Here is a 25309-nt window from a genome sequence, read left to right on the forward strand (position 1 = left end):
AGCTTGAAGCTGTAAACTTTAAATCTCTGTAACTTTGAAACTTTGCAACTTTTAAAATTTTCTTTAAAAAAATGAATAGTACCGATTTTACATACCTCCTTCAGCATCCACAAAGCATCACGCATCAACAAACCGAAGCTGTAAAATCTATTATAGATGAGTTTCCCTATTTTCAATCGGCACGTGCATTGTATCTTAAAGGTTTAAAAAACCAAAGCAGTTTCAAATACAATCAAGAACTTAAAACCACGGCAGCTTATACCGCAGATCGTAGTATTTTATTCGATTTTATAACCTCGGATGTATTCGTTCAAAATGAAATTTCAGAACTTATAAAACAAAACACTGCGCACTTACAAGATATTGAAATTGATATTGAAGACATTTCAGTAAACAAAAAAGTGACTTCTGATGACCGACTGAAACAACAAATAATGGAAACTATTGGCGTTTTAGATCCCATGCTTTTCAGACCTAAACAGGAAGAAGTTTTAAGTGAAACTGATTTAACTTTGGAGGTGCCTGAAAATTCTGAGTTAGAAATAGAAGAAACCGAAACTCAAGAACCCGTTAATACAGCCATATTAAATTTAGGAAAACCTTTTGATTTTAATAAAAGAGAAACCCATTCCTTTAACGAATGGTTGAATTTAACACGTCTTCAACCCATAGAAAGAGAAGAAAATACTGTTGAAGCATTTAACGAAACAGACGATACTGAAAATACTTCAAACATTGAAAAGCTTAAAAAGTTTGAATTGATTGAAGAGTTCATTAATAAAAATCCAAAAATAAATCCGAGTACATTTACGCCTTCAAAAGTAAATCTTGCTGAAGCGCAAATGATACAACCCGAATCTTTGATGACCGAGACTTTGGCACGAATTTATGTAGAACAAAAAAACTATAAAAAGGCAATTCAATCTTATAAAATTTTAAGTTTGAAATATCCAGAAAAAAGTGGTTTCTTTGCAGACCAAATTAAGGCAGTAGAACAATTACAAGAACAAAATAACAAGAAATAATGAGTACGTTTACAATATTTTTAGCATTAATAGTTGTGGTAGCATTTTTACTAATCGTAGTAATCATGGTTCAAAACCCTAAAGGTGGTGGATTATCTTCATCTTTTGGCGGCGGTGGCACACAACAATTAGGTGGTGTAAAAAAAACAACAGACTTTTTAGACAAAAGTACCTGGACATTGGCAACTTTATTGTTGGCATTAATTTTATTATCAAATGTTGCCATTCATAGAGGTGGAGAAAGTACAGATTCTAAAGCTTTAGATTTAGATGCAACCACATCTCAGCCATTACCTAAACCAGCACAACCTTCCAACACACCTGCTCCTGCAGAATAAGTTATGCTTTTAAAAAACAAAAAATGCCAACTTGTATAAAGTTGGCATTTTTTGTTGCTGTAAGTTTGTCAGTTTTCAACCATTGGCACACTTTTCGAATAGTACATATCCGTTAACATTAATTTTTAAACTTAAAAATATATTTAAAATGGCATTAAACATTAAACCATTAGCAGACCGCGTTCTTATTGAACCTGCTCCCGCTGAAACTAAAACAGCTTCAGGATTAATTATACCAGATAACGCTAAAGAAAAACCACAAAAAGGAACTGTAGTTGCTGCTGGTAAAGGCACCAAAGACGAGCCTATTACTGTAAAAGTTGGCGATACTGTTTTATATGGTAAATATGCTGGAACAGAATTAAAACTTGAAGGTAAAGATTACTTAATAATGCGCGAAAGCGACATACTGGCTATTATCTAATAGCAAATTCCAAAAAACAAAAAACAAATTCCAAAAATCTCAGATTACAATAAAAGTTCCAATATTTTGGAATTTTGCATTTGAACATTGAGATTTAAAATTTTAAATAAAATTTTTCATTATGGCAAAAGATATAAAATTTGATATTGAAGCGCGCGACGGTTTAAAACGTGGTGTTGATGCATTAGCAAATGCAGTAAAAGTAACTTTAGGCCCAAAAGGGCGTAATGTTATTATTGGTAAATCTTTCGGAGCACCACAAGTAACTAAAGATGGTGTATCAGTAGCGAAAGAAATTGAATTAAAAGACGCTCTAGAAAACATGGGCGCACAAATGGTAAAAGAAGTGGCTTCTAAAACCAACGATTTAGCTGGTGATGGTACAACTACCGCTACCGTTTTAGCTCAAGCTATCGTAAAAGAAGGCTTAAAAAATGTGGCTGCGGGTGCAAACCCAATGGATTTAAAACGTGGTATAGATAAAGCGGTTGAAGCGATTGTTAAAGACCTTGAAAAACAATCAAAGAAAGTTGGTAACTCTTCTGAAATGATTAAACAAGTGGCCTCTATTTCAGCTAATAACGATGAAACTATTGGAGATTTAATCGCTAAAGCTTTCAGTAAAGTTGGTAAAGAAGGTGTTATCACCGTTGAAGAAGCCAAAGGTATGGATACGTATGTAGACGTTGTTGAAGGGATGCAATTCGATAGAGGTTATTTATCACCTTACTTCGTAACAGATACCGATAAAATGATTGTCGATTTAGACAATCCATACATTTTATTATTCGATAAAAAGATTTCTAACTTACAAGAAATCCTTCCAATTTTAGAACCAGTTGCACAATCGGGTCGTCCGTTATTAATTGTTGCTGAAGATGTTGATGGTCAAGCCTTAGCGACTTTAGTAGTAAACAAATTACGCGGTGGATTAAAAATTGCTGCTGTAAAAGCACCTGGATTTGGTGATAGACGTAAAGCTATGTTAGAAGATATCGCTATCTTAACTGGTGGTACTGTTATTTCTGAAGAAAGAGGATTTACTTTAGAGAATGCCGATTTAAGCATGTTAGGTACTGCTGAAACTGTAACTGTAGATAAAGACAATACAACTATTGTAAACGGTTCTGGAGATGCTGAAAATATTAAAGGACGTGTAAACCAAATTAAAGCGCAAATTGAAACCACAACAAGCGATTACGACAAAGAAAAACTGCAAGAACGTTTGGCTAAATTAGCTGGTGGTGTTGCTGTTCTTTATGTGGGTGCTGCTTCTGAAGTTGAAATGAAAGAGAAAAAAGACCGTGTGGATGATGCATTACACGCTACAAGAGCTGCCGTTGAAGAAGGTATTGTTGCTGGTGGTGGTGTTGCTTTGGTAAGAGCCAAATCGGTTTTAGAAAAAATAACTACTGAAAACCTTGATGAAGTTACAGGTATTCAAATTGTAGCACGTGCTATTGAATCGCCTTTACGTACTATTGTTGAAAATGCAGGTGGCGAAGGTAGCGTAGTGGTTTCTAAAGTAATGGAAGGTAAAGGTTCTTTTGGCTATGATGCTAAAACTGAAACCTATGTTGATATGTTGAAAGCAGGTATTATCGATCCTAAAAAAGTAACGCGTATTGCTTTAGAAAATGCAGCTTCTGTAGCTGGAATGATTCTAACAACCGAGTGTGCTTTAATTGATATTAAAGAAGATGCTCCAGCGATGCCAGGTGGTATGGGTGGCGGTATGCCAGGAATGATGTAGTCGAGATCCTCGACACGCAAATATTTTAAAAAACGCTTCAATTTAGTTTGAAGCGTTTTTTTTATGGGTTGGTTTAATTTAGTTTTTTTACAAAAGTATATTTGCAATAATTCACGCTCCACTATTTTTGATTTTTAGAGAATGATTTAATATTTTTTTAATGAAATCTCTCTATCCTTCAAATTATTCTGATGCGATAACCATTCTGATATTATTATACCAACTTAAGATTCCAAATTCCTTCAATAATTATTTAGAACATCTATTTCTCTTTTATTACCACATTATCCCAATAGCCGGTGCCTTCAAAATCTGGTGAAATAATACAACGTAAGTTCACTTCTTTAGCATCGGCACTGTTAAATTCTCCTTTAAACGCCACCCATTCCCTTGCTTTGGTGTTTGCATCCAACTCAAATTTGCAACTTCCATCAAAAACATTATTGGTATCAAATATCACTTTTCCTTTGGTACCCGCTTCAACTTTTAATTGTACGCTCAATTCATAGTTAGTATTTGGGATAATAGCTACTTTTTGACTTAAATCTTTTGGTTTTTCATCTCCTTTTCCTTTATATTGAAGCGAGTAATAGCCTAGTCCTGTACTATCCAGAATTCTTGCGAAAGGCTTAAAATTACGATTGTACCAATATTTCACCATCGCTTGGGTTGCAAGCTCAAATGAGGCATTCTTCGCTAGGTTTTCAGATTTGGATTTAGAAATTTTTATGGATGAGATGATATCACTGCAACCAATGTCATTCAAATCAATTCTATCTTCCTCAAACTTCCATACTTTTCCTTTGTAATTATTTTTCTCAAAACATTCCACAACATACCCTTCTGGAATTTGAATAGAAGAAATGGCACCTGGTTGGATACCTTGCTTTTTTAAGTCGGATTTATTGTAATTACCAATTGGTAAAGTGCCAAACATTTCGTTAAAATTAATGGCGTTATGGAAAGTTGGTAAATCAACTCCTAAAGTTTGCTTTACCATTTGAATAGAGCCATCTTCATTAAAATAAACAGGGTCAAAACAAACAGAACGGTTGTGTCCTTTACCTCCCGAAAGGTTTCCGTTATGATAAAACAAGTACCACTGATTTTTATATTCAACCACCGAACCGTGCATGGTAATTACATCGGTATGGTCCACAAACACACCCTGGCATTCCCATGGTCCCAAAGGATTAATAGCTGTAGAATAGCGCATTTTGTTAAATTTTGGATAATCATCGGGGTATATAAGGTAATAAATATCTTTTCGTTTAAACACAAATGGGCCTTCTCGGTGGCCGTCTAAACCAGTTTGCAGCACCATTTCCCCTTCAATTTCCATCATATTGTCTTTAAGCTTGGCAGCGTATGTTTTTGCGCCCACTACCGCATACAGATAAATTTGACCATCATCGTCTATAAAAACATTTGGATCGCAGAAGGTTTTCCCACCTTTCACATAGCCCTGCAATTTAAAATCAGATGCTGGGTTTTTACTAGTTGCAACGCCTAACTCCCATACCATATCTTTATTCTTATGTGGAAAATAGAAATAATAGATTCCATCTTTGTACACACAATCGGGTGCCCACATATATCCGCCTTTTTCAACGCCCCAAGGAACATCCCGGGAATGAAGAATTTCACCATGATCTTTAAAGGTAATCATGTCTTCTGTAGAGAATACATGGTAGCCATCCATTGTTGTATATCCATCTGAAGGTGCTACATCTGTTGAAGGATAGATATACAAACGCCCGTCTTCCCATACACGTGCTGTTGCATCGGCCGTAAACATATGGCTTATTATGGGGTTTGAACGACGTTTTTGAGCATTAACTAGTGTTATCGCTGTTAAAAGCAAGGATATTAAAAGAAGCGTTTTATGGTTTCTCATTTGAATAAAATTTATTTTTAAAGTTTGAAACACTTATGAAAAGTGTAATAAAGCTCTAAATTACCTACAATAATTTCGTTTAAACTAACAATTAGCATCCTACTTTCATCAACTCTAATATTGGGAACGATCTTAACATGAAATCTTTTTTAATATTTTATATCTGAAATCAAACGAAATTAGCTGATTCTTTTCACACTATAAAACAGTGTAATAAAATCTACTATCTACCTCCCGGTGGACAGTAAGTTTTCAAATAAGTAGTGAACAAGGTTTTTAAATGTTCGGTAGTGCCTTCACCTTCTCTAATACCATGCGTGCGGTTTGGGTAGGGCATAAACTGAAATTGTTTGTTATGCTTTACCAATTCATTTACTAAAATTTCAGCATTTTGGTAATGCACGTTATCATCGCCCGTTCCATGAATGTATAATAAATTTCCTTTAAGGTTTTTAGCATAGGTTACTGGTGAACCATTTACAAAATCTTCCATGTTTTCTTGTGGCAAACCCATGTAACGCTCTTGGTAAATATTATCGTAAGTCAATAAATTTGAAATAGCCGCAACCGAAATGCCTGTTTTATAGATGTCGGGATATTGAAATAACAAATTTAAAGTGGTTGAACCACCACCACTCCATCCCCAAACTGCAATACGTTCTGGATCTACAAAATCCCATTTCAGGATTTCTTTGGCCGCCATGGCTTGGTCTTTTATGTTTATTTGCCCAATCTTTCTGTAAATACTTTTACGCCATTCACGTCCTTTTGGTGCTGGCGTGCCACGGTTATCTAATGAGATGTGGATATAACCATCATCTGCCATACTACCATTGTAATTTCTATTGTTTCCTGCTCCATAGGTATCGTTTACTGTCGCACTTCCAGGTTCAGAATACACATAAAACACGACGGGGTATTTTTTTGTGGCATCAAAGTTTGTTGGTTTTACCATCCAACCGTCCATTTCAACACCTTCAGAAGTTGTCACTTTAATGAATTCTACTTTCGGGGTTTCTACCAATTTAGATAAATTGGCCTCTATACCACTAGCAGGATTTATAGATTGGTGGTTTGCCAACGTAATAAGTTCAGAAGCAGGTTTTGTAAAATGATTTGAAAATGAATGAATTGCAAATGCACCTGTTGGCGACACATTATAATCGTGGGTACCTTTTAAAGCCTTTGGGCTCATCAATTCTAAATGGCCTTTACCATCTAATTTCGTTTTGTATAAATAACTTTGTGTGGCATTATCTGGCGATGCCATAAAATACACATAACCGTTTTTGGTGTCAATAAAAGATAAGTCTATAAAATCGTAGTTTCCATTGGTTATTAATTGTTCCTTTTCTCCTTCTAATGATACGTTATATAAATGCCTCCAACCATCTTTTTCGGTTGTCCATAAAATATTTTTTCCGTCGTTATACCAAATAAAATTATTAGTATAATCTACTGCATATTTATTTCCAGCATTGTAAATATCAACCCAAGCAGCATCGATTTCTTCTTGAATTACTTTGGAATTGCCCGTTTTAGGTTCAGCAATAAACAATTTACTATGGTTTTGTTTTCTGTTTAATTGTTGAATTAAAAGTTTTTTGGTGGAAGGAATAAATTCCATACGCACTAAATAGTTTTGACGCGCATCACCCGGAATATTAATCCACGTCGTTTTAGCATCATCAACATTAACAACGCCTACTTTACAAGCTGAAGGCGGTTCGCCTACTTTGGGGTATTCTAACGGTATAACTTCAGAATAAATAGCATCTGTATTATTAATCATGTAAAAGGTTTTGGTATTGCTGGCATCAATTTGCCAATACGCAATCGATTTGCTATCAGGACTCCAACGAAACCCATCACGACACGCAAATTCTTCCTCATAAACCCAATCGAACGTTCCGTTAATTAAGGTTTTAGTCCCATCAGTAGTTAATGCTTTAATTTTAGATGTCCCTAAATCTTCAACATATATATTATTATCACTTACATAAGCTGCTAATTTTCCGTCGGGAGATATTTTAGCAAACATAAGCGACGCCTCAGGAAGTGATTTACCAAGTTGTTGCAAAGCGCCCGTTGCCATATTCAATACCCAATAATCGCCTTTTGTATTGATACGCCATACACGCTTGGTATTAGTAAACAATAACACTTTTTGTTCATCTTGAGAAAACGTAAAATAGTTAACCGAAAGGGGCGTATTACTATTTTTTGGGGTTAATTGCTCCCTTGATATTAATAATTTAGCATCATTATTAGGTAATGTATATTGAACAACACCTTCACTTTGAATTCTGTAATACGACGTACCATCTTTGGACCATTTGAAACCACCTTGTGAAAAACTTTGTAATGATATGGCGATAAAAAGCCCGAAGATTAAGCTTGATTTTAACCTTATTTGAAATTTGAAAATGTTCATATAATGCATTTTAATAAGATACTTTTATTCTGAAAAAATAAGTTTTCCGAATTTAATATTTTATTTGAAATATGAAACTGTTTGTGATGTCTTTAACAGATTCTTATGATAGAAAAAAGGATGAGGCAGACTAAAAAATAATTCTAAACACCATTTTGAGCGCAGTCGAAAAAACTTTTGTTTTAGTGTTTCAATGCATTTCGACTGCGCACAATATGACAATAAAATGAATTTTTACTTTTTAGGCAACCTCAATTAATAGACTTATTTTTTATGACCGCTTTCACCTTTATGGTCATCTTTCACGTCTTCATCTCTGTATTTACAACATGGATGTACCGAGGCATAGGCTTCATCAGATGCTTTTAAACCTTTAGTATCATGACCAACAGCCACCACACTGTTTTGAATGGTTTTTAAATTGGTTTTGCGGGCATCGTAAATCAATTTCAATTCGTGTGTTTTCACATCCCAAATAGCACTTTTAACACCTTTGGTACCAAAACATGCTTTTTCAATTCTGTTTTTACACATTAAACAAACACCATCTACTTCTAGCGATGCTTTTTCGTTTTTATTTTGAGCAAATGTGATTGTTGACACTAATACCGCTAATAGAATTATTATTTTTTTCATTTTTAATTTTTGTTTTTGTCAATACGTGACTTTTTAAATTTTAGTCATCTTCAAATTTGAAAATCAATTTATAAGATTACTTCGGTCATAATCCCCTCGTAATGACGGTTATTTTTAATTATTATTTTATTTTATATCGCAACCCTGCATAATACATACTTCCAAAAATGGGACCATATACATAAGTGGTATCAAAATTTGCACCAAAAGGATTATCTGCTCCTAAAACAGGATTGCCTTGTCTCACATTTGTCACGTTTTCACCGCCTAAATATACTTCAAATTTTGGAGAAAACACTTTGGTTATTTGCACATTCAAGGTCCCTACTGTAGGTGTGTATTTTGGTAATTGATATACTACAGGATTACTTTCCATTGAAGAAAAACGCTGTTTTCCTAACCAATTAAACGTCGCATCAAACTTCCAATGTCCAGTTGTATTTTCACGTACATGCGTTTCATAAGAAGCATTAGCAAACAATCGATGTTTAGGCGTTAATGGCTTTTCTAATTCTCCAGAATTGTATTGCGTTTTCACTTTGTAATATTTGTAAGCCAATCGTAAATCAAAATGCTCAAACGCATTATAATTGAATTCTGTTTGAAAACTGTTGGCATAACTTTTTCCGTCAAGGTTATAAAAATTAACTTCCTGCGGATTTTCATAATCTACCACCACTTGGTTTGTGAAATCGGTTTTGTAGTAATCTATGGTTACATCGGCTTTTCTTCCAAACAAATTAAAACCTTGTAGATAAGACACACCGTAATTCCATGCAATTTCAGGGTCTAAACCGTAAACTTTACCTGTTGTATTTAAAATATTGATATTTCTTGACGTTGAAAACATACTTTGATTTTCTGCAAAAATATTGGCACTACGCTTACCTCGTCCAACAGAAGCTCTTAAAGCCGATTTTTCCCAAGGCGTATAACGCACATTTAATCGGGGCGTTACAAACGTTCCTAGTAAATTATGGTTATCGATACGCACACCGGCGGTTAAGTTCAATTTATCTAAACTATCATAATTATACTCAAAAAAAGCACCAATAGATCGCTCAGTTCTTTCATAATCTGGTAATAAATTCGGCGTTTCTAAACTTTCATCATAGTGGTCGTACGTATAACTCAATCCCGTTTTTATTTTATGACGAGAATCACTAATAATCGAGTTATAAATAATATTGGAATACAGGCTATTATGTAAAATATCATATTGTTTCAATCCAAAATACGACTCTTGTTTATGACTACTAAACGCCGTTTGAATTCCCACACTTTGCCACGGAATTTCGGGATTCACATACCCCAATTTCGCCGACACCTCATAACGTCTCGTATCAATTTCGCTTCCCCAAGCATTGGTGGTAAGCTTATCGGTTTCAGGATCAAAATCAAGTTGACCCGTTTGTTTTTTATCATTTAAAAACTTCAAATTAATAAAACTCACAAATCCTTTTTCTGGGTTCGTATATTGCCAACGGTTCATTACATTAATTTGGTCGTATTGTGGCATATCCAAAAACCCGTCATTATTCACATCGTGTACACCGTGGTGCGTGTTGCCGTGTACATACAAACCAGTATCCCACTTGTCGCTCAACTTCGTGTTTATGTGTGTGTTTAATTCCAAACGTTCGCTGCTGGCACCATATAGGTTTACATACAACTTATTATCGGTTGATGGTTTTACCAATTCAGCATTTATTTGGCCTGCAATACTTTCATAGCCATTCACAACACTTCCTGCGCCTTTGGTGATTTGAATACTTTCTACCCATGTACCAGGAATAAAACTCAACCCAAACGCTTGCGACGCACCTCGAACTGTTGGAATATTTTCCGTAGCTATTAAAATATACGGACTCGTTAATCCCAACATTTTTATTTGGCGTGTACCTGTTACTGCATCGGCAAAATTAACATCTATGGATGGATTGGTTTCAAAACTTTCAGACAAGTTACAACACGCCGCTTTCAACAATTCATCACTACTAACGGTGAACGTATTTGTAGCTTGTAAATATGATTTTGCCGTAGCTTGCTTTCTAGACGTTACGGTTACCGCATCCAGATTATCAACAGGGTTCAACCAATGATGCACTAATTTTGGCTGCCTAATAGTTAAGGTATCGGTTTTAAAACCCACATAACTAATTATTAATTTGGTATTTTCTTTTGAATATGGAATTATAAATTTGCCATCCAGATTAGTGACTGTTCCAATATTGGTATTAAGCCAATACACATTAGCTCCACCTAAACCAATGTGTTCATTTTTATCATTTGCTTCCATAATCATCCCATTTATTTTTTCTTGGGAAGACATTAGCAACGGAAGCATTAGTATTATATATATAAAGTTTTTCATTCTAATTTTTATTTGGGCGTTACCACAAGGGTCAGGCTTTACGCGCTACACGGTAGCTTGCTTCAATCCCTAACGCAACGGGAAACTCCATTTCATATTAAGCCTTACCAATTAACATAATAATAGCCATAACAATCATAATGCTGTTTTCAATAAAGGTTGCTTTCGTCATAGGTAATTTTAAAGCAGTTCCTAAACAGGCACATGAAATCGATTTTTTATCTAACAATGTTTTTGTAACACCAATAGTGGTAATTCCTAAAACAATTAAGGTTAAAATTAAAGCCATCGAAATTTCAATGCGCATTAAAAACATAACGCCCAAGGCTACTTCAATAAACGGATATACCCAACCATAAACAGGTATTACTTTAGCCAACGGATCGTACATTTTAAACGATTCCGGAAAACCTTTTAAGTCCAACAACTTAAAAAAGCTAAAAACTATGTAAAACAAACCCATAAAATCGAGCATAAAACTGCTTCCATTCCAAGGATCATAATTAAGTAAAATGGCTGCAATTGTTATGTAGCCAAATATTAAGAATAGCGGAAAAAGTTGCTGTAAATCGCTCTTTTCATCTTCCATCAAATTCGATTTTGTTTGAAAAACATTTTTTTCTGAAATAGTATATTTACTTGAAAGTGCATTTTGTAAGGCTTCAATTGAAAGGTGTTCCGCCATTTCTATAACAGCTTCACTTTTTTCTAAATTTACGGTTGCGTTTGTAACACCATCAAGCTTATTGAGTTTTTCTTCAACAGATGTTCTGCAACCGTCGCAGGTCATGCCTGTAACTGTATATGTATGTTTCATTTTAATTTTTAATTTGATTAAATAAATTGTCCCACGAATAACGGATTCCTGCTTACGCAGGAATGACAAAAAATCAAATTATAAATACTTGGTCTAGAACCTGAATATCGGCGACCAAATTGGGTGGAGAGTAATCTTTATGTGGACTTACTTGTTTCGCTAACCCTTCAAAGAGATTAACAAATGCGTAAGCGCTTGTTGTAATAAAAAGTTGTTGTTGGAAATTTAAATCATCGAAAGTTGAAACTTTTAATTCATCTTGACCTTTAACAAGCTTCACTTCATCTTTACAACAGGTGTTTTTTGTAATAGCTTCTTGAGCCATTCCCGAAGTACCCATATCGCATTTTTGCGCTTCAGTAAATAATGCAACATCTACTAAAACATCGCCACAGTAATGTTTTTCAATAGTAAAAGACACTGTTGAAAACAAGACAAGCAACGCCAAAAGCACCGAAAAACTTTTATGTAAAAACCGTTTTATCACCATGCAAAAGTACAAAAAATTAAAAAAATGCGTCTTCATTTACAAAATGATTAACATTTAGTTCCTAAGTTTATGATAGTAAAATGCAGGTAATAAAAGAATTAGGATAATAGGTTGAATTAAAAATCGGCGTAAATTAAAAAACAAATAATAATCTTCATGCCTAGGGTTAATTACAAAATACAAATAAATTGCTATTAAAATTACAAATGCAAAAGCGTAACTAAGTGCGGAAAATTTAATAATACTTTTATCTTTAAAAACCACGTACAATATTCCTAATGAAATAATAGTATTCAAAAAATATCGCAGTGAAGTAAATAATGTCAATTTAAAAATTTCGCGTCTTGGACTATCAATATACAAATAGTCGTTTTGAAAAAACGTTAAATAGGGGTCGTAAAACAAGTCGTTTTCAAAAAGTCGGATTAAAATTAAAAATCCAACCAAAACACTAAGTAATAAATATTTAGTTAGTTTTTGCATGTGTATTTTTTAATTTAGAAAATCGATTTACCCAAAATATCCACAATAAAAATACTAATCCGTAAATAATACCTGGAAATACAACACTGTGAAAAATAACCTGATGTTCTGGGTAATGATACAACAACAAACTTAATAGCACGATACGCAACAAGTTTACGGTATAAATTAAAACACTACCCGATAAAATATAAAAAAAAGTGGTTTTTACTTGTGAAGAAAATGCCATAATAAATGACACAAATAAGATAATTACACTAATGGAATTACAACCTTCAATTACACGTGCAATATAGCCGCCATTTAAAATCACTTTCATTGAAGGCTCATTTGGATGCGGTAACATTTGCACCTTATAACCCAAAACATGCAATAGCTCTTCACTTTGAATTGCAACTAAGTGCGTCATGAAATCGGGGTAATACTTGCTTCCATCAGAAAATTGTAAGTAAAATTTATAGGCTACAGATAGTACTATATACACCAACAAAAATGTGGCTATAAATTTTATGACTAACTTGTATTTAACTAAAAGTGCTTTCAAAAAAAATTATCCGTTTTTACAAGGTTAAAATTATGCAAAGCAAATATATAATTCATCGCTTTTTAAATACTTTTACCAAAACTTTTGAATTTTATGACTTTTGAGCAACTAAAACCCCAAGTAGAAACTATTGTTTTAAACTCTGAAAAAACAGTTGATAAACGACTTTTAAATATTTGCGAACTCCTTGAAAAGCACATAGCACATTACAATTGGGTGGGTTTTTATTTTAGAAATGGTAACAAAGAAGAGTTAAAACTTGGCCCTTATGTGGGTGCACCAACCGACCACACCATCATCCCTTTTGGGAAAGGTATTTGCGGACAAGTAGCCGTTAGCAACCAAAATTTTGTGGTTCCCGATGTGGCTGCTCAAGACAACTACATAGCTTGTAGCATCACGGTTAAGGCTGAAATTGTGATTCCCATTTTTGTAAATGGTGAAAATATTGGACAGATTGATATCGATTCGAATACACCGGATCCCTTTACCGAAGCTGACGAACGTTTTCTAGAATTTGTTTGCGCACAAGTTGCTGCAATACTTTAAAAGAAGAAATCCAAAAAATTAAATACCAAATTCCAAGAACTAACGGGATTTAAATGTTTTAAAACCTATTGGTATTTGGAATTTGTTTTTTGGGATTTGGAATTTGTTTTTTGGGGATTTTAAAACACTTCATAAAAAAAATCAGATTTACTTAAAAAATCATCTCGTTTTTTGCTTTATAAACACTTGTATATTAGTTGAAATAACTACTTTTGCAACTTCAAATTTAGATTTAAAAAATGAGCAACGAAAAAACAGTAAAATCTGCATTAATTTCCGTTTTTAGTAAAGATGGATTAGAACCAATTGTTAGAAAACTAAACGAGCAAGGTGTAACCATTTATTCCACTGGTGGTACTGAAACATTTATTAACGATTTAGGCATTGATGTGGTTCCTGTAGAAGAAGTTACGTCGTACCCATCTATACTTGGTGGTCGTGTAAAAACATTACACCCTAAAGTATTTGGAGGTATTTTAAACAGACAAAACCATGCTGGTGATGTTGCTGAAATGGAATCTTTTGAAATCCCTCAAATTGATGTGGTTATTGTAGATTTATATCCGTTTGAAAAAACAGTAGCTTCTGGTGCCAGCGCTCAAGATATTATTGAAAAAATTGACATAGGTGGCATTTCTTTAATTAGAGCTGCCGCTAAAAACTTTGCCGATGTTATTTGTGTAGCTTCGGTTGATGATTATGCTGAGTTTTTAAGTTTAATTTCAGAAAACAACGGAAGCATCTCAGAAGAAAACAGAAAGCGTTTTGCTGGAAAAGCGTTTAATGTATCATCGCATTATGACACTGCTATTTTTAATTACTTCAACAGAAACAATGAAGAAACCGTTTTAAAAATTAGCGAAACCAACGGAAACATATTGCGTTACGGTGAAAACCCACACCAAAAAGGATTTTTCTTTGGCGATTTTGATGCCATGTTCACTAAATTGAACGGTAAAGAATTAAGTTACAATAATTTATTAGATGTTGATGCTGCTGTAAACTTAATTAACGAGTTTAAAGGTGAAACTCCAACATTTGCTATATTAAAACACAATAACGCTTGTGGTTTTGCACAAAACAACACTATCCACCAAGCGTATGTTGATGCTTTAGCAGGAGATCCTGTTTCTGCTTTTGGTGGCGTTTTAATTAGTAATACAGAAATTGACAAAGCTACTGCTGAAGAAATTAGTAGTTTATTTTGTGAAGTTGTTATTGCTCCTTCATACAATGCGGAAGCTTTAGAAATACTAAAAGGAAAGAAAAATAGAATCATCTTAATTTTAAATGATGTTGAATTACCACAAACCAACGTAAGAAGTTGTTTGAATGGCGTTTTAGTTCAAGACAGAAATAACGTTACAGACACTATTGAAGGTTTAACATACGTTACTAACACTAAACCATCTCAAAACGATTTGGACGATTTAATATTTGCTTCAAAAATTTGTAAGCACACCAAATCGAATACGATCGTTTTAGTGAAAAACAAAAAATTATTAGCTAGCGGAACAGGACAAACCAGTCGTGTTGATGCTTTAGAACAAGCTATCCACAAAGCAAAAACCTTTAATTTCGATTTAAACGGTGCGGTTATGGCGAGTGATGCGTTTTTTCCGTTTCCAGATTGTGTTGAAATTGCAAAAAATGCAGGTATAACGGCGGTTATTCAACCAGGTGGTTCTATTAAAGACCAATTGAGTATTGATTATTGCAATGAAAACGGTGTGGCTATGGTGATGACAGGCACACGCCATTTTAAACATTAATTTTTAATTGTTAATTACTAATTGTAATTGTTTCGCGTTAGGGATTGAAGTGGAAAGCCCACAGCGAGGCACGAGCGAGGACTTGTAACGCAAAGCCCGACCCGATAGGGTAACGCCCTAAATATAATCGCTAAAATGCATAAAAAGAATTGACTAGTGACTTTTATAAAAATAAGAGTTCTATGAAACATTAAAATATTTATTAACTTTTATTACATTTACGGAATCCGTTTATTAAACCTCTAATATCATTTATAGCTTATGGGCTTTTTTGACTTCTTAACCGAAGAAATTGCAATAGATTTAGGTACTGCAAATACACTTATTATACATAACGACAAGGTTGTGGTTGATGCCCCTTCCATTGTTGCTCGCGATAGAATTTCTGGTAAAATTATTGCCGTCGGTCAAGAGGCAAGTTTGATGCAGGGAAAAACGCATGAAAATATTAAAACCATTCGCCCATTAAAAGATGGTGTTATTGCCGATTTTGATGCTTCGGAACAAATGATAAGTATGTTTATTAAAAACATACCTGCCTTAAAAAAGAAGTTCTTTACACCTGCGCTTCGTATGGTAGTTTGTATTCCATCGGGTATTACAGAAGTTGAGATGCGTGCTGTAAAAGAAAGTGCGGAGCGTGTAAACGGTAAAGAAGTATATTTAATACACGAACCTATGGCTGCGGCTATTGGTATTGGTGTTGATATTATGCAACCTAAAGGAAATATGGTGGTGGATATAGGTGGTGGTACTACCGAAATTGCGGTGATTGCACTAGGTGGTATTGTATGTGATAAATCGGTTAAAATTGCAGGTGACGTTTTTACGAACGATATTGTTTATTACATGCGTACACAACATAACCTTTATGTAGGTGAGCGTACTGCTGAAAAAATAAAAATTCAGATTGGTGCTGCTACCGAAGATTTAGATTTACCTCCAGAAGATATGAGCGTTCAAGGGCGTGATTTATTGACTGGTAAACCTAAGCAAGTATCTATTTCTTTTAGAGAAATTGCGAAAGCGTTAGATAAATCTATTTTACGTATTGAAGATGCGGTTATGGAAACCTTATCGCAAACACCTCCAGAATTGGCTGCGGATATATACAATACCGGTATTTATTTAGCTGGTGGTGGTTCTATGCTACGTGGATTGGACAAACGTTTGTCACAAAAAACAGACCTTCCGGTTTATATAGCAGAAGACCCTTTAAGAGCGGTAGTAAGAGGCACTGGGATAACCCTTAAAAATTTAGCCAAATACAAAAGCGTCTTGATTAAATAGGCTTATAGAACATGCAACAAATTATTAATTTTATAATAAGAAACAAAAACTTTTTGTTGTCCTTGTTGCTGTTTTCTATTTCTATGGTTTTTACCATTCAAACACATTCTTACCATAAAAGTAGGTTTATTAATTCTGCCAATTTTTTAACGGGAGGTATTTACAATTCCATTAATAATTTTACGGGTTATTTAAGTTTGAAATCTCAAAACCAAGTATTGGCTGAAGAAAATAGCCGTTTAAAAATGCTGCTTTTTAATTCTGAAAGCAAAAAAGATTCTACTTATTTAGATACCGTTAGTTACAATGGCACCTATAAATTTACGTTAGCAAACGTTATTAGGAACACCTATTCTGGCACCAACAACGTCCTACTTTTAAACCGAGGAAAAAACGATGGTTTGAAACAAGATTTAGGCGTTATAAGTTCCAAAGGTATTGTAGGTATTATTGATGGTACTAGCAAACACTATGCAACCGTTATTTCGGTGCTGAATACCATAAATAAAATTAGTGCACAACTAAAAAAAACAAACCATTTTGGTACGCTTTATTGGGATGCTAAATCACCAAATTTTATTCAATTAACAGATATTCCCAAAATAGCACCCATAGTAAAAGGGGATACTATTATTACATCGGGAAGATCATCCATATTCCCTAAAGGCATACCTATAGGGATTATAAATGATTTTAAGTTAGATGCTGCCGAAAACTATTATGAAATAAACATTAAACTGTTTAATGATATGACCAATCTTGAACATGTTTATACCATTGAGAACATTGATACCGCTGAAATTGACTCATTACTAAATAAAAACACCGATGAATAACTCTGTGTTTTTACATATTGCGCGTTTTATATCATTGGTTTTTTTACAAGTGGTCTTGTTTAATCATATTAATTTTTTGGGCTACATTAACCCGTATATCTACATTATGTTTATTGCGTTGTTCCCTGTAAAAAACAACCGCTTTATTATTATTTTTTTAAGTTTCTTCATAGGATTAACAATCGATGTATTTTCAGATACTGGAGGTATTCATGCAGCAGCTTGTGTATTCATTGCTTATGTAAGACCATTGATATTAAAATTTTCTTTTGGTATGATTTACGACCATCAAACCATTAAATTTAACACCGTTGAATTCGGCGAAAAACTAACCTATTTAACCATACTCACGTTGTTGCATCACTTTATGTTATTCTTTTTAGAAATGTTTAGCGTTTCACAAATAATATTAGTGCTTCAAAAAACGTTATTCTCAAGTATTTTTACTATTTTATTAATCTTAATAGTAACCATTATTTTTAGTAAAAAAACTAAATGAGAAGATTCTTACTTGTTGGTGCCATAGCTGCTGTTGGGCTTATATTTATATCCAGACTTTTTTATTTACAAATCCATGAAGGTGGCATTCTAGATTTGTATGAAGACAATGCTATTAGAAAAGTTTATGACTACCCCAAACGTGGTTTTGTTTTTGACAGGAACGGTGAGTTATTGGTTTCAAACCAACCGTCGTACGATGTTATGTTTATTCCGCGCGAAGTTAAACCTTTAGATACTTTAGAGTTTTGTAAACTATTAAAAATTGAAAAGTCCAGATTCAAAGAAATTTTTGAAAAAGCATATCATTATTCCCCTTGGTTGCCTTCCGTTTTTATTCCGCATTTATCCAAAGAAGATTATGCTAGTTTACAAGAAAAAATGCGAAAATTCGAAGGTTTTTATATTCAGAAACGTTCTTTAAGACATTACGAAACTTCCATTGGCGCCAATGTTTTAGGTGATATTGGTGAGGTGAATGATGCTATTATTGCCCGAGATCCTTATTATAAAATGGGCGACCTTATTGGAAAACAGGGTATTGAAACATCATACGAAAAAACATTACGTGGTGTAAAAGGTATTAAATTTATTCAAAAAGATAGATTTAACAGAGATTTAGGCCCGTATAAGGACGGCATTTATGATACCCTACCCAAACCTGGTAGCGATATTACCATTACAATTGATGCCAAGTTACAAGCCTACGGCGAGCTGCTTATGCAAAACAAACATGGTGGTATTATTGCCATAGAACCTAGTAGTGGCGAAATTTTAGCGATGGTTTCTACACCTACCTACAATCCTAATTTATTAGTGGGCCGTCAACGATCTGTAAATTTCTCAAAATTATATAACGATAGTATTAACAAGCCTTTATATGACAGAGGCCTTCAAGCCATGTACCCGCCTGGGTCGCCATTTAAAATTTTAAATGCGCTTATTGGCTTACAGGAAGGAGTGGTAACCACCGAAGATCGTTTTTCCTGTAACCACGGGTACAGTTACGGCGGCCGAAAAATGGGATGCCATTCACATGCAAGTCCGTTAAATATGAATGGTGGTATTTACAATTCTTGTAATGCCTATTTTGCTAATGTGTACCGAAGAATTATTGATAAGACAAAGGATCCTGCGGTGGGTATGGATATATGGAGTAACCATGTTAAGAGTTTTGGTTTAGGCAATTATTTAAATAATGATTTATCGGTTGGACAACCTGGAAAAATTCCAAACAGCAAAACATACGACCAACTTTATGGTGAACATAGATGGGGAAGCACCTTTAACTTGTCAAACGCTATTGGACAAGGTGAGGTATTAACAACACCCATTCAATTAGCAAATATGACAGCAGCTATTGCTAACCGGGGTTACTACTTCACGCCCCATATCATAAAACATATTGAAGGCCATACTATTGATGCGAAGTACACAACACCAAACCACACCACTATAAACAAAGAACATTTTGAGCCTATTGTACAGGGTATGTTTGATGTTTACAACCACGGTACTGCGGCAGGTGTACAAGTAAAGGGTATTGAAATTTGTGGAAAAACAGGTACTGCTGAAAACTTTATAAAAATTAATGGTGAACGCATGCAACTTACAGACCATTCTATTTTTATAGCTTTTGCCCCTAAAGACAACCCAAAAATAGCATTGGCCATATTTGTTGAAAATGGATATTTTGGTGCTAGATTTGCCGGTAAAATAGCCAGTTTAATGGTTGAAAAATATATAAACGATACAATTACCAGACCAGATCTGGAAAACTGGGTTTTAAGATATTCTTTAGAACATGAGTATGCTAAACCATATTCTGGAGAACCTTTTGGAATTAACAGAAATTCAACTTTAGACCCTATTAGCGAACCAGAATACCTAGAGCTCAAAGAACTATTGAACAAAATAAATAGTAAGTCAAGAAACCCTGAGGATATAAAGAAAAACCAAGGTGCTAATTTATAAACAACATTAACAAATTTTATAACCAGTTGAACAAAAAACAATGGTAGAAGCAGGTAGATATTATAAATTTGATTGGTTAACAATTATCCTATTCTTCATCCTAGTGGGTTTTGGATGGTTAAATATAGTGTCGGCTTCACATTCAGGAGATACCATAAATTACTTTGATTTTTCGCAACCCTATGGAAAACAACTCATGTTTATCTTTATGACCATAGGGCTTATAGTCCTTATTTTAGCAATAGAATCCAAGTTCTATGAACGCTTTGCCAGTGTAATATACATCGTTTCCATGTTATCGCTGGTGGGCTTATTTGTTTTTGGGAAAAGCGTTAACGGTGCCACATCTTGGTATGGTATTGGCGGCATGACGTTGCAACCCAGTGAGTTTGCAAAAGCCGCCACAGCCCTCGCCGTTGCCAAATATGTAAGTGATTTAAACACCGATATTAACAGACTAAAAGACCAAATTTACGTTTTTGGCATTATCGCTATTCCAGCTATTTTGGTATTACTTCAAAAAGATGCCGGTAGTACCTTAGTATATGGTAGTTTTATTTTTGTATTATATAGAGAAGGATTATCGCCCATTTATTTAATTATCTTGTTCATGATAATTTTTATTAGTTTATGTTCCTTAAAATTCGGGGTCATCATAACATCTACTATAATTACCGTTCTGGTTTTGGGTTATCATTTTACTAGAAGAAGAAAGCCGATTTTAATTCAACCAATTTCTATCATTTTAGTTAGTATTTTAGTTTCTTTCGGTATTCGTTATTTTTACGACAACATTTTGCCTTTCCATCAAAAAGATCGAATTACCATTTGGCTAAGTCTTGAAAAAGATCCTGTAAAACTAGAGCGCATGAAAAAAACCATCGCTTATAATTTAAACGAATCTGAAAAAGCCATTAGCTCGGGCGGATTAACAGGAAAAGGTTTTTTAGAAGGTACCCGTACCACCGGAAAGTTTGTACCCGAACAACACACCGATTATATTTTTAGCACCGTTGGTGAAGAATGGGGATTTGTTGGAAGTGCCGGTGTCGTCATAGTTTTTATATTATTGTTTCTTCGTATTCTGCATCTAGCCGAATTACAACGCTCGCAATTTAGCCGTATGTATGGCTATGCGGTTGCCTCTATATTTTTTATGCACTTTTTCATAAATATTGGTATGGTTATGGGCGTAATTCCAACTATTGGTATTCCTTTACCCATGTTTAGTTATGGAGGCTCTGGACTTTGGGGGTTCGCCATCTTATTATTTATTTTTGTTAAGTTAGATTCCGATAGGATTAACCAATGGTAAGTTTGATGAAGAAAAACGTTTTCCTTTTAATAGGTATTACTATCATACTTTCATCGTGTTACGGTTCAAAAAGTATACTGAAAAATTCTTTTACTGTTGAACAATCTGAACTCATAATGAATTCCGATTCTTTAACACCCATGCGTGTTCTCAAAATAACAAACAGACAAGATTCTTTACTACTCAGAACTAAAAGTCAGTACATAAAAGCAAACCCAAACGACCTTGTTTTACAAAGGTTTGTTAATCGACTTTATGCCACAGTTAGAGATAGTATTTCTTTAGGTGTTGGCATTGCGGCACCGCAAGTAGGAGTTTTAAAAAACATTATTTGGGTACAACGGTTTGATAAAGAAAACTTCCCTTTTGAAGTGTATTTAAATCCTGTGATTAAAACTTATTCTGATGAAAAACAAACTTTTAGAGAAGGATGCCTATCCATTCCCAACAGAACAGAAACATTAAACACACGTTCTTTTTCAATTTCAATAGAATACGATACTATGGAAGCTGAACACAAAACCGAAACGGTTGAAGGTTTTACATCGGTTATTTTTCAGCATGAAATAGACCATTTAAATGGCATTTTGTATCTGGACCATCTTCAAAAAGAAATAAAAGAAGCTAAGGAATAAATTTTTTAGATCCGATTCCCAAGAAAATAGTCTCAGAGTTGTTTTTACAACATAAAAACATCGTTAAAGTACAAAATTTGTAAGAAACATTATGTTTTAGCATCCAAACTAACGTTTATTACGTATTTTGGTCAGACCCAAATACCTACTTATGAAAAATCTCGTTTACTTAAGCCTGTTTTTTAGTTTATTGTTCTTGAATTGTAGTGAAGATAAAGATGACAACATCGTCAATCAAAATGATTTAGAAAACTTACCTGTAGATACTGGCGGAGAACAAACAGCAAATGTTCTTGGAAGTACGAACGCTATTTATGGACATTATATTTACACTCCAAGTGATTATAATAGTAATTCACCAGATTATCCTTTACTAATATTTTTACATGGATCTGGACAAGTAGGCAATAGCCAAAATAACGCAGATGTTTTAAAAAATGTATTCTATACCGGGCTTCCTAGTCTGATTGAACAAAAAAAATGGTCTCCAAAATACCCTATGATTGTTGCCTCTCCACAGCTAACATCTGGAAGTTGGAATGCAGATGATGTACATAATTTTATTAAATACATAATTGATAATTACAATATCAACACAAACAGAATTTACCTTACTGGCTATAGCTTAGGTGCTTATGGCTGCTTCACTTATATTTCTAAATATGGAGCCGATTCTTACGCAACAGCAATTGTTCCTATTGCGGGCGGTGGAGACACGGGCTCTGGCAGCCAATATACATCGGTTGCTGTTTGGGCATTTCATGGTGATAGTGACACTTCGGTGCCAACAAGTCGATCTTTAGATATGGTAAGCGCTATCAATGCTGCAAACCCTAGTACAAAAGCTAAGGTAACTATTTACCCTGGTGTAGCTCACAACTCAGACACTAGAACTTTCGATGGTACAGGTATGGGTACAGAAAGTAGTGATTATGACGCTTTTAACATGAGTATTTTCGATTGGATGTTATTACATGAAAAATAACCAATAAAAATCACTTTTTAATCTCCAATTTTTCAGCAAAATAGTCGCAGAAATCTTTCATGGTTGCTGTCATTTTTTCATCTTGCGTCGCTCTGTTAAATGTATCGCTCATTGCTACGAGTGTTTGATGGAAAAATACTTTCATTTCATCTACGGGCATATCTTTTGTCCATAAATCGATACGCAAAGTTTCTTGAGTTTTAGAATCCCAAACTGCCAACATCATTGCTTTAGCTTCTTCGTTGCTAATACCACCATCTTGGGCGGTCCAATGTAATTTCTCTGGCACTCTATTAGCATCAAGCTCGACGGTTAACTCTATTTTAGATGTAATATTCGACATTATTTTCTTGGTTTAAACTTTGAATTATTAAAAATTTCCTCCGGACTTTTTATCAACATATCTTTTAACGACACGTCATTGTTCTCCATATACGCCCTCACAATTTGCCACCCTATGTATTGTCCTAAACGCCCTGGCGATTCGGTATCAATATCTTCTAAATAAAATTTAGAAAAAGGCGCTGGGGTAATAAACCTACCAGCTAATTTGGCATCGGTACTATATAATAGTTCTCGTTCTACAAAATAGCGCCAAATATAATTTTCGTTAGATGTGGCCCAATCTAGTTGTTCTTTGGTGTACCCAATGCGTTCCGCTTCGGTTTTAAACGGAATAATTACATCCTTAAAATAAAGTTCCTTACCAAAATAAATAAGTTCGTCTAAAAACATTTTATTTGGCTGTTGATAGATATATTTTTTAGCATATTCAGTAGCTAAATCGACTACTATTCGTTCTTTCTTTAAATCTTCCCTTAAATATTTGGGGATATTTTCGTAAAATTCGTGGTTGCTTCCTAAATAAGTATCTAACGCAATAACAGCAATGGTATCGGTTACTATGACGCGACTTCTATAATCTACATCGCTTGTTGTAGTGATAATTCTCGGCGTATGAAACTCTGGAAAATAATATTTTAAATGATTGAATAAGGATTCTATTTCCAATTCGGTTTCATCCATATTTAAAAACGTTTTTTCAACCTCTTTAAATAATTGTTTTTGCAAGGTATCTTGCGATTTTTCAATCCAAAAAGAATCTGGATACTTTTCTGAAAACATAAATGGATATGCTTGCTTTAATTTAGGTAGATTTTCATTATTAATTTCAGCAAATAACAAATCAAAACGTTCAATTTTTGCATCTAAATTAATCTTAGCAATATCATTTTCTAACCCACTCTCATTTTTACAAGAAAAAGCCATAAGTATTATGCTTAAGAAAATTAATACTTGCTTCATATAAAACTTAAACGTCATAAATTTTTATTAATAGAGTGTTTCGTTTATTTTTGTTAGCAAAGGTACAATTCTTGGAATTAAATTCATTTAAAAATGCAAACAGAAAAAGTTATAAATCATATAGTTGATTGGTTAAAAGATTACGCCACCAAAGCAGGTGTTAATGGTTTTGTTATTGGAATTTCGGGTGGTATAGATTCGGCTGTAACATCTACATTATGTGCCAAAACAGGTTTAAATGTATTATGTATTGAAATGCCAATTCATCAAGCTGAAAGCCATGTAACCCGAGCACAGGAGCATATTAAACAACTAAAAAAACGCTTTGATAACGTAAGTGATACCAGAACCGATTTAACACCTATTTTTGAAAGCTTTAAAAGTGAAGTGTTTTTTGATGGCGACCAAGCCACTGTTGATATGGCGCTGGCAAACACCCGAGCCCGTTTACGCATGACAACCCTTTACTATTACGCTGGTTTATATAAATTGCTAGTAGCAGGTACTGGTAATAAAGTAGAAGATTTTGGTGTTGGTTTTTACACCAAATACGGAGATGGTGGCGTAGATTTAAGCCCCATTGCAGATTTACTAAAATCTGAAGTATATGAATTAGGGGCTTACTTAAACGTACCAGAATCTATTATGAAAGCACAACCAAGCGACGGCCTTTTTGGAGATGCGAGAAGTGATGAAGACCAAATAGGCGCATCGTACCCAGAATTGGAATGGGCCATGAAAATGGACGAAGCTGGCAAACATGCAGAAGACTTTTCAGGGAGGGAACAAATAGCTTTTAAAATCTATAAACGCTTTAATAACGCCAATAAACACAAGATGATTCCGATACCTGTTTGCGAAATTCCCAACAATATGATGTGATTCTTGCAAATTGTTTAAAAGTTTACTACTTTTACGGCAAGCCTATTCTCTCA

The 25309-nt window shown here is 34.2% G+C and carries 24 protein-coding genes; 14 read left to right on the forward strand and 10 right to left on the reverse strand.

The features are described 5' to 3' along the window. Positions 1 to 71: 71 nt before the first annotated feature. The 4 genes from EV196_RS11180 to groL all read left to right on the forward strand — a co-directional run bounded on the left by EV196_RS11180 (position 72) and on the right by groL (position 3540). The gene (locus EV196_RS11180) at positions 72 to 1025 is read left to right on the forward strand and encodes a hypothetical protein (protein WP_132217848.1); all 954 of its coding nucleotides are present in this window, start codon (positions 72 to 74) and stop codon (positions 1023 to 1025) included. Then, positions 1025 to 1363 carry a preprotein translocase subunit SecG gene (gene secG / locus EV196_RS11185; protein ID WP_132217849.1) on the forward strand — a complete coding sequence of 113 codons (339 nt, stop codon included), beginning with the start codon at positions 1025 to 1027 and terminating at the stop codon, positions 1361 to 1363. Before EV196_RS11180 ends, secG begins: the two co-directional genes overlap by 1 nt. Positions 1364 to 1511: 148 nt before the next feature. Beyond that, positions 1512 to 1787 (forward strand): co-chaperone GroES, encoded by a 276-nt coding sequence (locus EV196_RS11190; protein WP_132217850.1) that lies wholly within the window; start codon positions 1512 to 1514, stop codon positions 1785 to 1787. Between the two features lie 121 nt (positions 1788 to 1908). Next, a complete protein-coding gene (gene groL, locus EV196_RS11195; protein WP_132217851.1) occupies positions 1909 to 3540 on the forward strand; it encodes a chaperonin GroEL in 1632 nt (543 codons plus the stop codon). 262 nt (positions 3541 to 3802) lie between these two features. On the opposite strand, the gene EV196_RS11200 is transcribed toward groL, so the two are convergent. The 8 genes from EV196_RS11200 to xrtF form a co-directional block, all read right to left on the reverse strand. After that, the gene (locus EV196_RS11200; protein ID WP_132217852.1) at positions 3803 to 5437 is read right to left on the reverse strand and encodes a family 43 glycosylhydrolase; all 1635 of its coding nucleotides are present in this window, start codon (positions 5435 to 5437) and stop codon (positions 3803 to 3805) included. Between the two features lie 223 nt (positions 5438 to 5660). Then, on the reverse strand, positions 5661 to 7871 hold the full coding sequence (locus tag EV196_RS11205; protein WP_132217853.1) for a S9 family peptidase: 2211 nt from the start codon (positions 7869 to 7871) through the stop codon (positions 5661 to 5663). 264 nt (positions 7872 to 8135) lie between these two features. Further along, positions 8136 to 8507 carry a heavy-metal-associated domain-containing protein gene (locus tag EV196_RS11210; protein ID WP_132217854.1) on the reverse strand — a complete coding sequence of 124 codons (372 nt, stop codon included), beginning with the start codon at positions 8505 to 8507 and terminating at the stop codon, positions 8136 to 8138. A 121-nt stretch (positions 8508 to 8628) separates the two neighbouring features. After that, on the reverse strand, positions 8629 to 10881 hold the full coding sequence (locus EV196_RS11215; RefSeq protein WP_132217855.1) for a TonB-dependent receptor: 2253 nt from the start codon (positions 10879 to 10881) through the stop codon (positions 8629 to 8631). A gap of 97 nt (positions 10882 to 10978) precedes the next feature. Then, complete coding sequence (locus EV196_RS11220) at positions 10979 to 11698, reverse strand: heavy-metal-associated domain-containing protein (protein WP_132217856.1); 720 nt, start codon at positions 11696 to 11698, stop codon at positions 10979 to 10981. 73 nt (positions 11699 to 11771) lie between these two features. Next, entirely contained in the window at positions 11772 to 12185 is a 414-nt protein-coding gene (locus EV196_RS11225) for an HYC_CC_PP family protein (protein WP_435662309.1), read from the reverse strand. 57 nt (positions 12186 to 12242) lie between these two features. Continuing rightward, the gene (locus EV196_RS11230) at positions 12243 to 12671 is read right to left on the reverse strand and encodes an exosortase F system-associated membrane protein (RefSeq protein WP_132217857.1); all 429 of its coding nucleotides are present in this window, start codon (positions 12669 to 12671) and stop codon (positions 12243 to 12245) included. Beyond that, positions 12655 to 13215, reverse strand: coding sequence for an exosortase family protein XrtF (xrtF, locus tag EV196_RS11235; protein ID WP_132217858.1), 561 nt, complete (start codon positions 13213 to 13215; stop codon positions 12655 to 12657). The genes EV196_RS11230 and xrtF overlap by 17 nt, the downstream gene beginning before the upstream one ends. Before the next feature lie 93 nt (positions 13216 to 13308). On the opposite strand from xrtF, the gene EV196_RS11240 reads away from it, so the two are divergent. From EV196_RS11240 to EV196_RS11280, 9 genes are all read left to right on the forward strand, one after another. Then, the gene (locus tag EV196_RS11240; protein ID WP_132217859.1) at positions 13309 to 13764 is read left to right on the forward strand and encodes a GAF domain-containing protein; all 456 of its coding nucleotides are present in this window, start codon (positions 13309 to 13311) and stop codon (positions 13762 to 13764) included. 239 nt (positions 13765 to 14003) lie between these two features. Further along, the gene (gene purH, locus EV196_RS11245; protein ID WP_132217860.1) at positions 14004 to 15536 is read left to right on the forward strand and encodes a bifunctional phosphoribosylaminoimidazolecarboxamide formyltransferase/IMP cyclohydrolase; all 1533 of its coding nucleotides are present in this window, start codon (positions 14004 to 14006) and stop codon (positions 15534 to 15536) included. A 261-nt stretch (positions 15537 to 15797) separates the two neighbouring features. After that, complete coding sequence (locus tag EV196_RS11250) at positions 15798 to 16826, forward strand: rod shape-determining protein (RefSeq protein ID WP_132217861.1); 1029 nt, start codon at positions 15798 to 15800, stop codon at positions 16824 to 16826. An 11-nt stretch (positions 16827 to 16837) separates the two neighbouring features. Next, entirely contained in the window at positions 16838 to 17662 is an 825-nt protein-coding gene (gene mreC, locus EV196_RS11255) for a rod shape-determining protein MreC (RefSeq protein ID WP_132217862.1), read from the forward strand. After that, a complete protein-coding gene (locus tag EV196_RS11260; RefSeq protein ID WP_132217863.1) occupies positions 17655 to 18161 on the forward strand; it encodes a rod shape-determining protein MreD in 507 nt (168 codons plus the stop codon). The genes mreC and EV196_RS11260 overlap by 8 nt, the downstream gene beginning before the upstream one ends. Further along, positions 18158 to 20134: a penicillin-binding protein 2 gene (gene mrdA / locus EV196_RS11265; RefSeq protein ID WP_132217864.1), complete on the forward strand. Its 1977-nt coding sequence runs from the start codon at positions 18158 to 18160 to the stop codon at positions 20132 to 20134. Before EV196_RS11260 ends, mrdA begins: the two co-directional genes overlap by 4 nt. Before the next feature lie 40 nt (positions 20135 to 20174). Further along, the gene (rodA, locus tag EV196_RS11270) at positions 20175 to 21449 is read left to right on the forward strand and encodes a rod shape-determining protein RodA (RefSeq protein WP_132217865.1); all 1275 of its coding nucleotides are present in this window, start codon (positions 20175 to 20177) and stop codon (positions 21447 to 21449) included. 5 nt (positions 21450 to 21454) lie between these two features. Continuing rightward, complete coding sequence (gene def / locus EV196_RS11275) at positions 21455 to 22084, forward strand: peptide deformylase (RefSeq protein ID WP_132217866.1); 630 nt, start codon at positions 21455 to 21457, stop codon at positions 22082 to 22084. A 151-nt stretch (positions 22085 to 22235) separates the two neighbouring features. Further along, positions 22236 to 23069 (forward strand): carboxylesterase family protein, encoded by an 834-nt coding sequence (locus tag EV196_RS11280; RefSeq protein ID WP_132217867.1) that lies wholly within the window; start codon positions 22236 to 22238, stop codon positions 23067 to 23069. A gap of 10 nt (positions 23070 to 23079) precedes the next feature. Here EV196_RS11280 and gldC read toward each other — a convergent pair whose 3' ends face one another. Next, positions 23080 to 23412 carry a gliding motility protein GldC gene (gene gldC, locus EV196_RS11285; protein WP_132217868.1) on the reverse strand — a complete coding sequence of 111 codons (333 nt, stop codon included), beginning with the start codon at positions 23410 to 23412 and terminating at the stop codon, positions 23080 to 23082. Next, positions 23412 to 24374 (reverse strand): gliding motility lipoprotein GldB, encoded by a 963-nt coding sequence (gene gldB, locus EV196_RS11290; RefSeq protein ID WP_132217869.1) that lies wholly within the window; start codon positions 24372 to 24374, stop codon positions 23412 to 23414. Before gldB ends, gldC begins: the two co-directional genes overlap by 1 nt. 93 nt (positions 24375 to 24467) lie before the next feature. On the opposite strand from gldB, the gene nadE reads away from it, so the two are divergent. Further along, positions 24468 to 25256 (forward strand): NAD(+) synthase, encoded by a 789-nt coding sequence (gene nadE / locus EV196_RS11295; RefSeq protein ID WP_132217870.1) that lies wholly within the window; start codon positions 24468 to 24470, stop codon positions 25254 to 25256. The last annotated feature ends 53 nt before the right edge of the window (positions 25257 to 25309 follow it).

Source organism: Mariniflexile fucanivorans (assembly GCF_004341235.1).
GTDB classification, from domain to species: domain Bacteria; phylum Bacteroidota; class Bacteroidia; order Flavobacteriales; family Flavobacteriaceae; genus Mariniflexile; species Mariniflexile fucanivorans.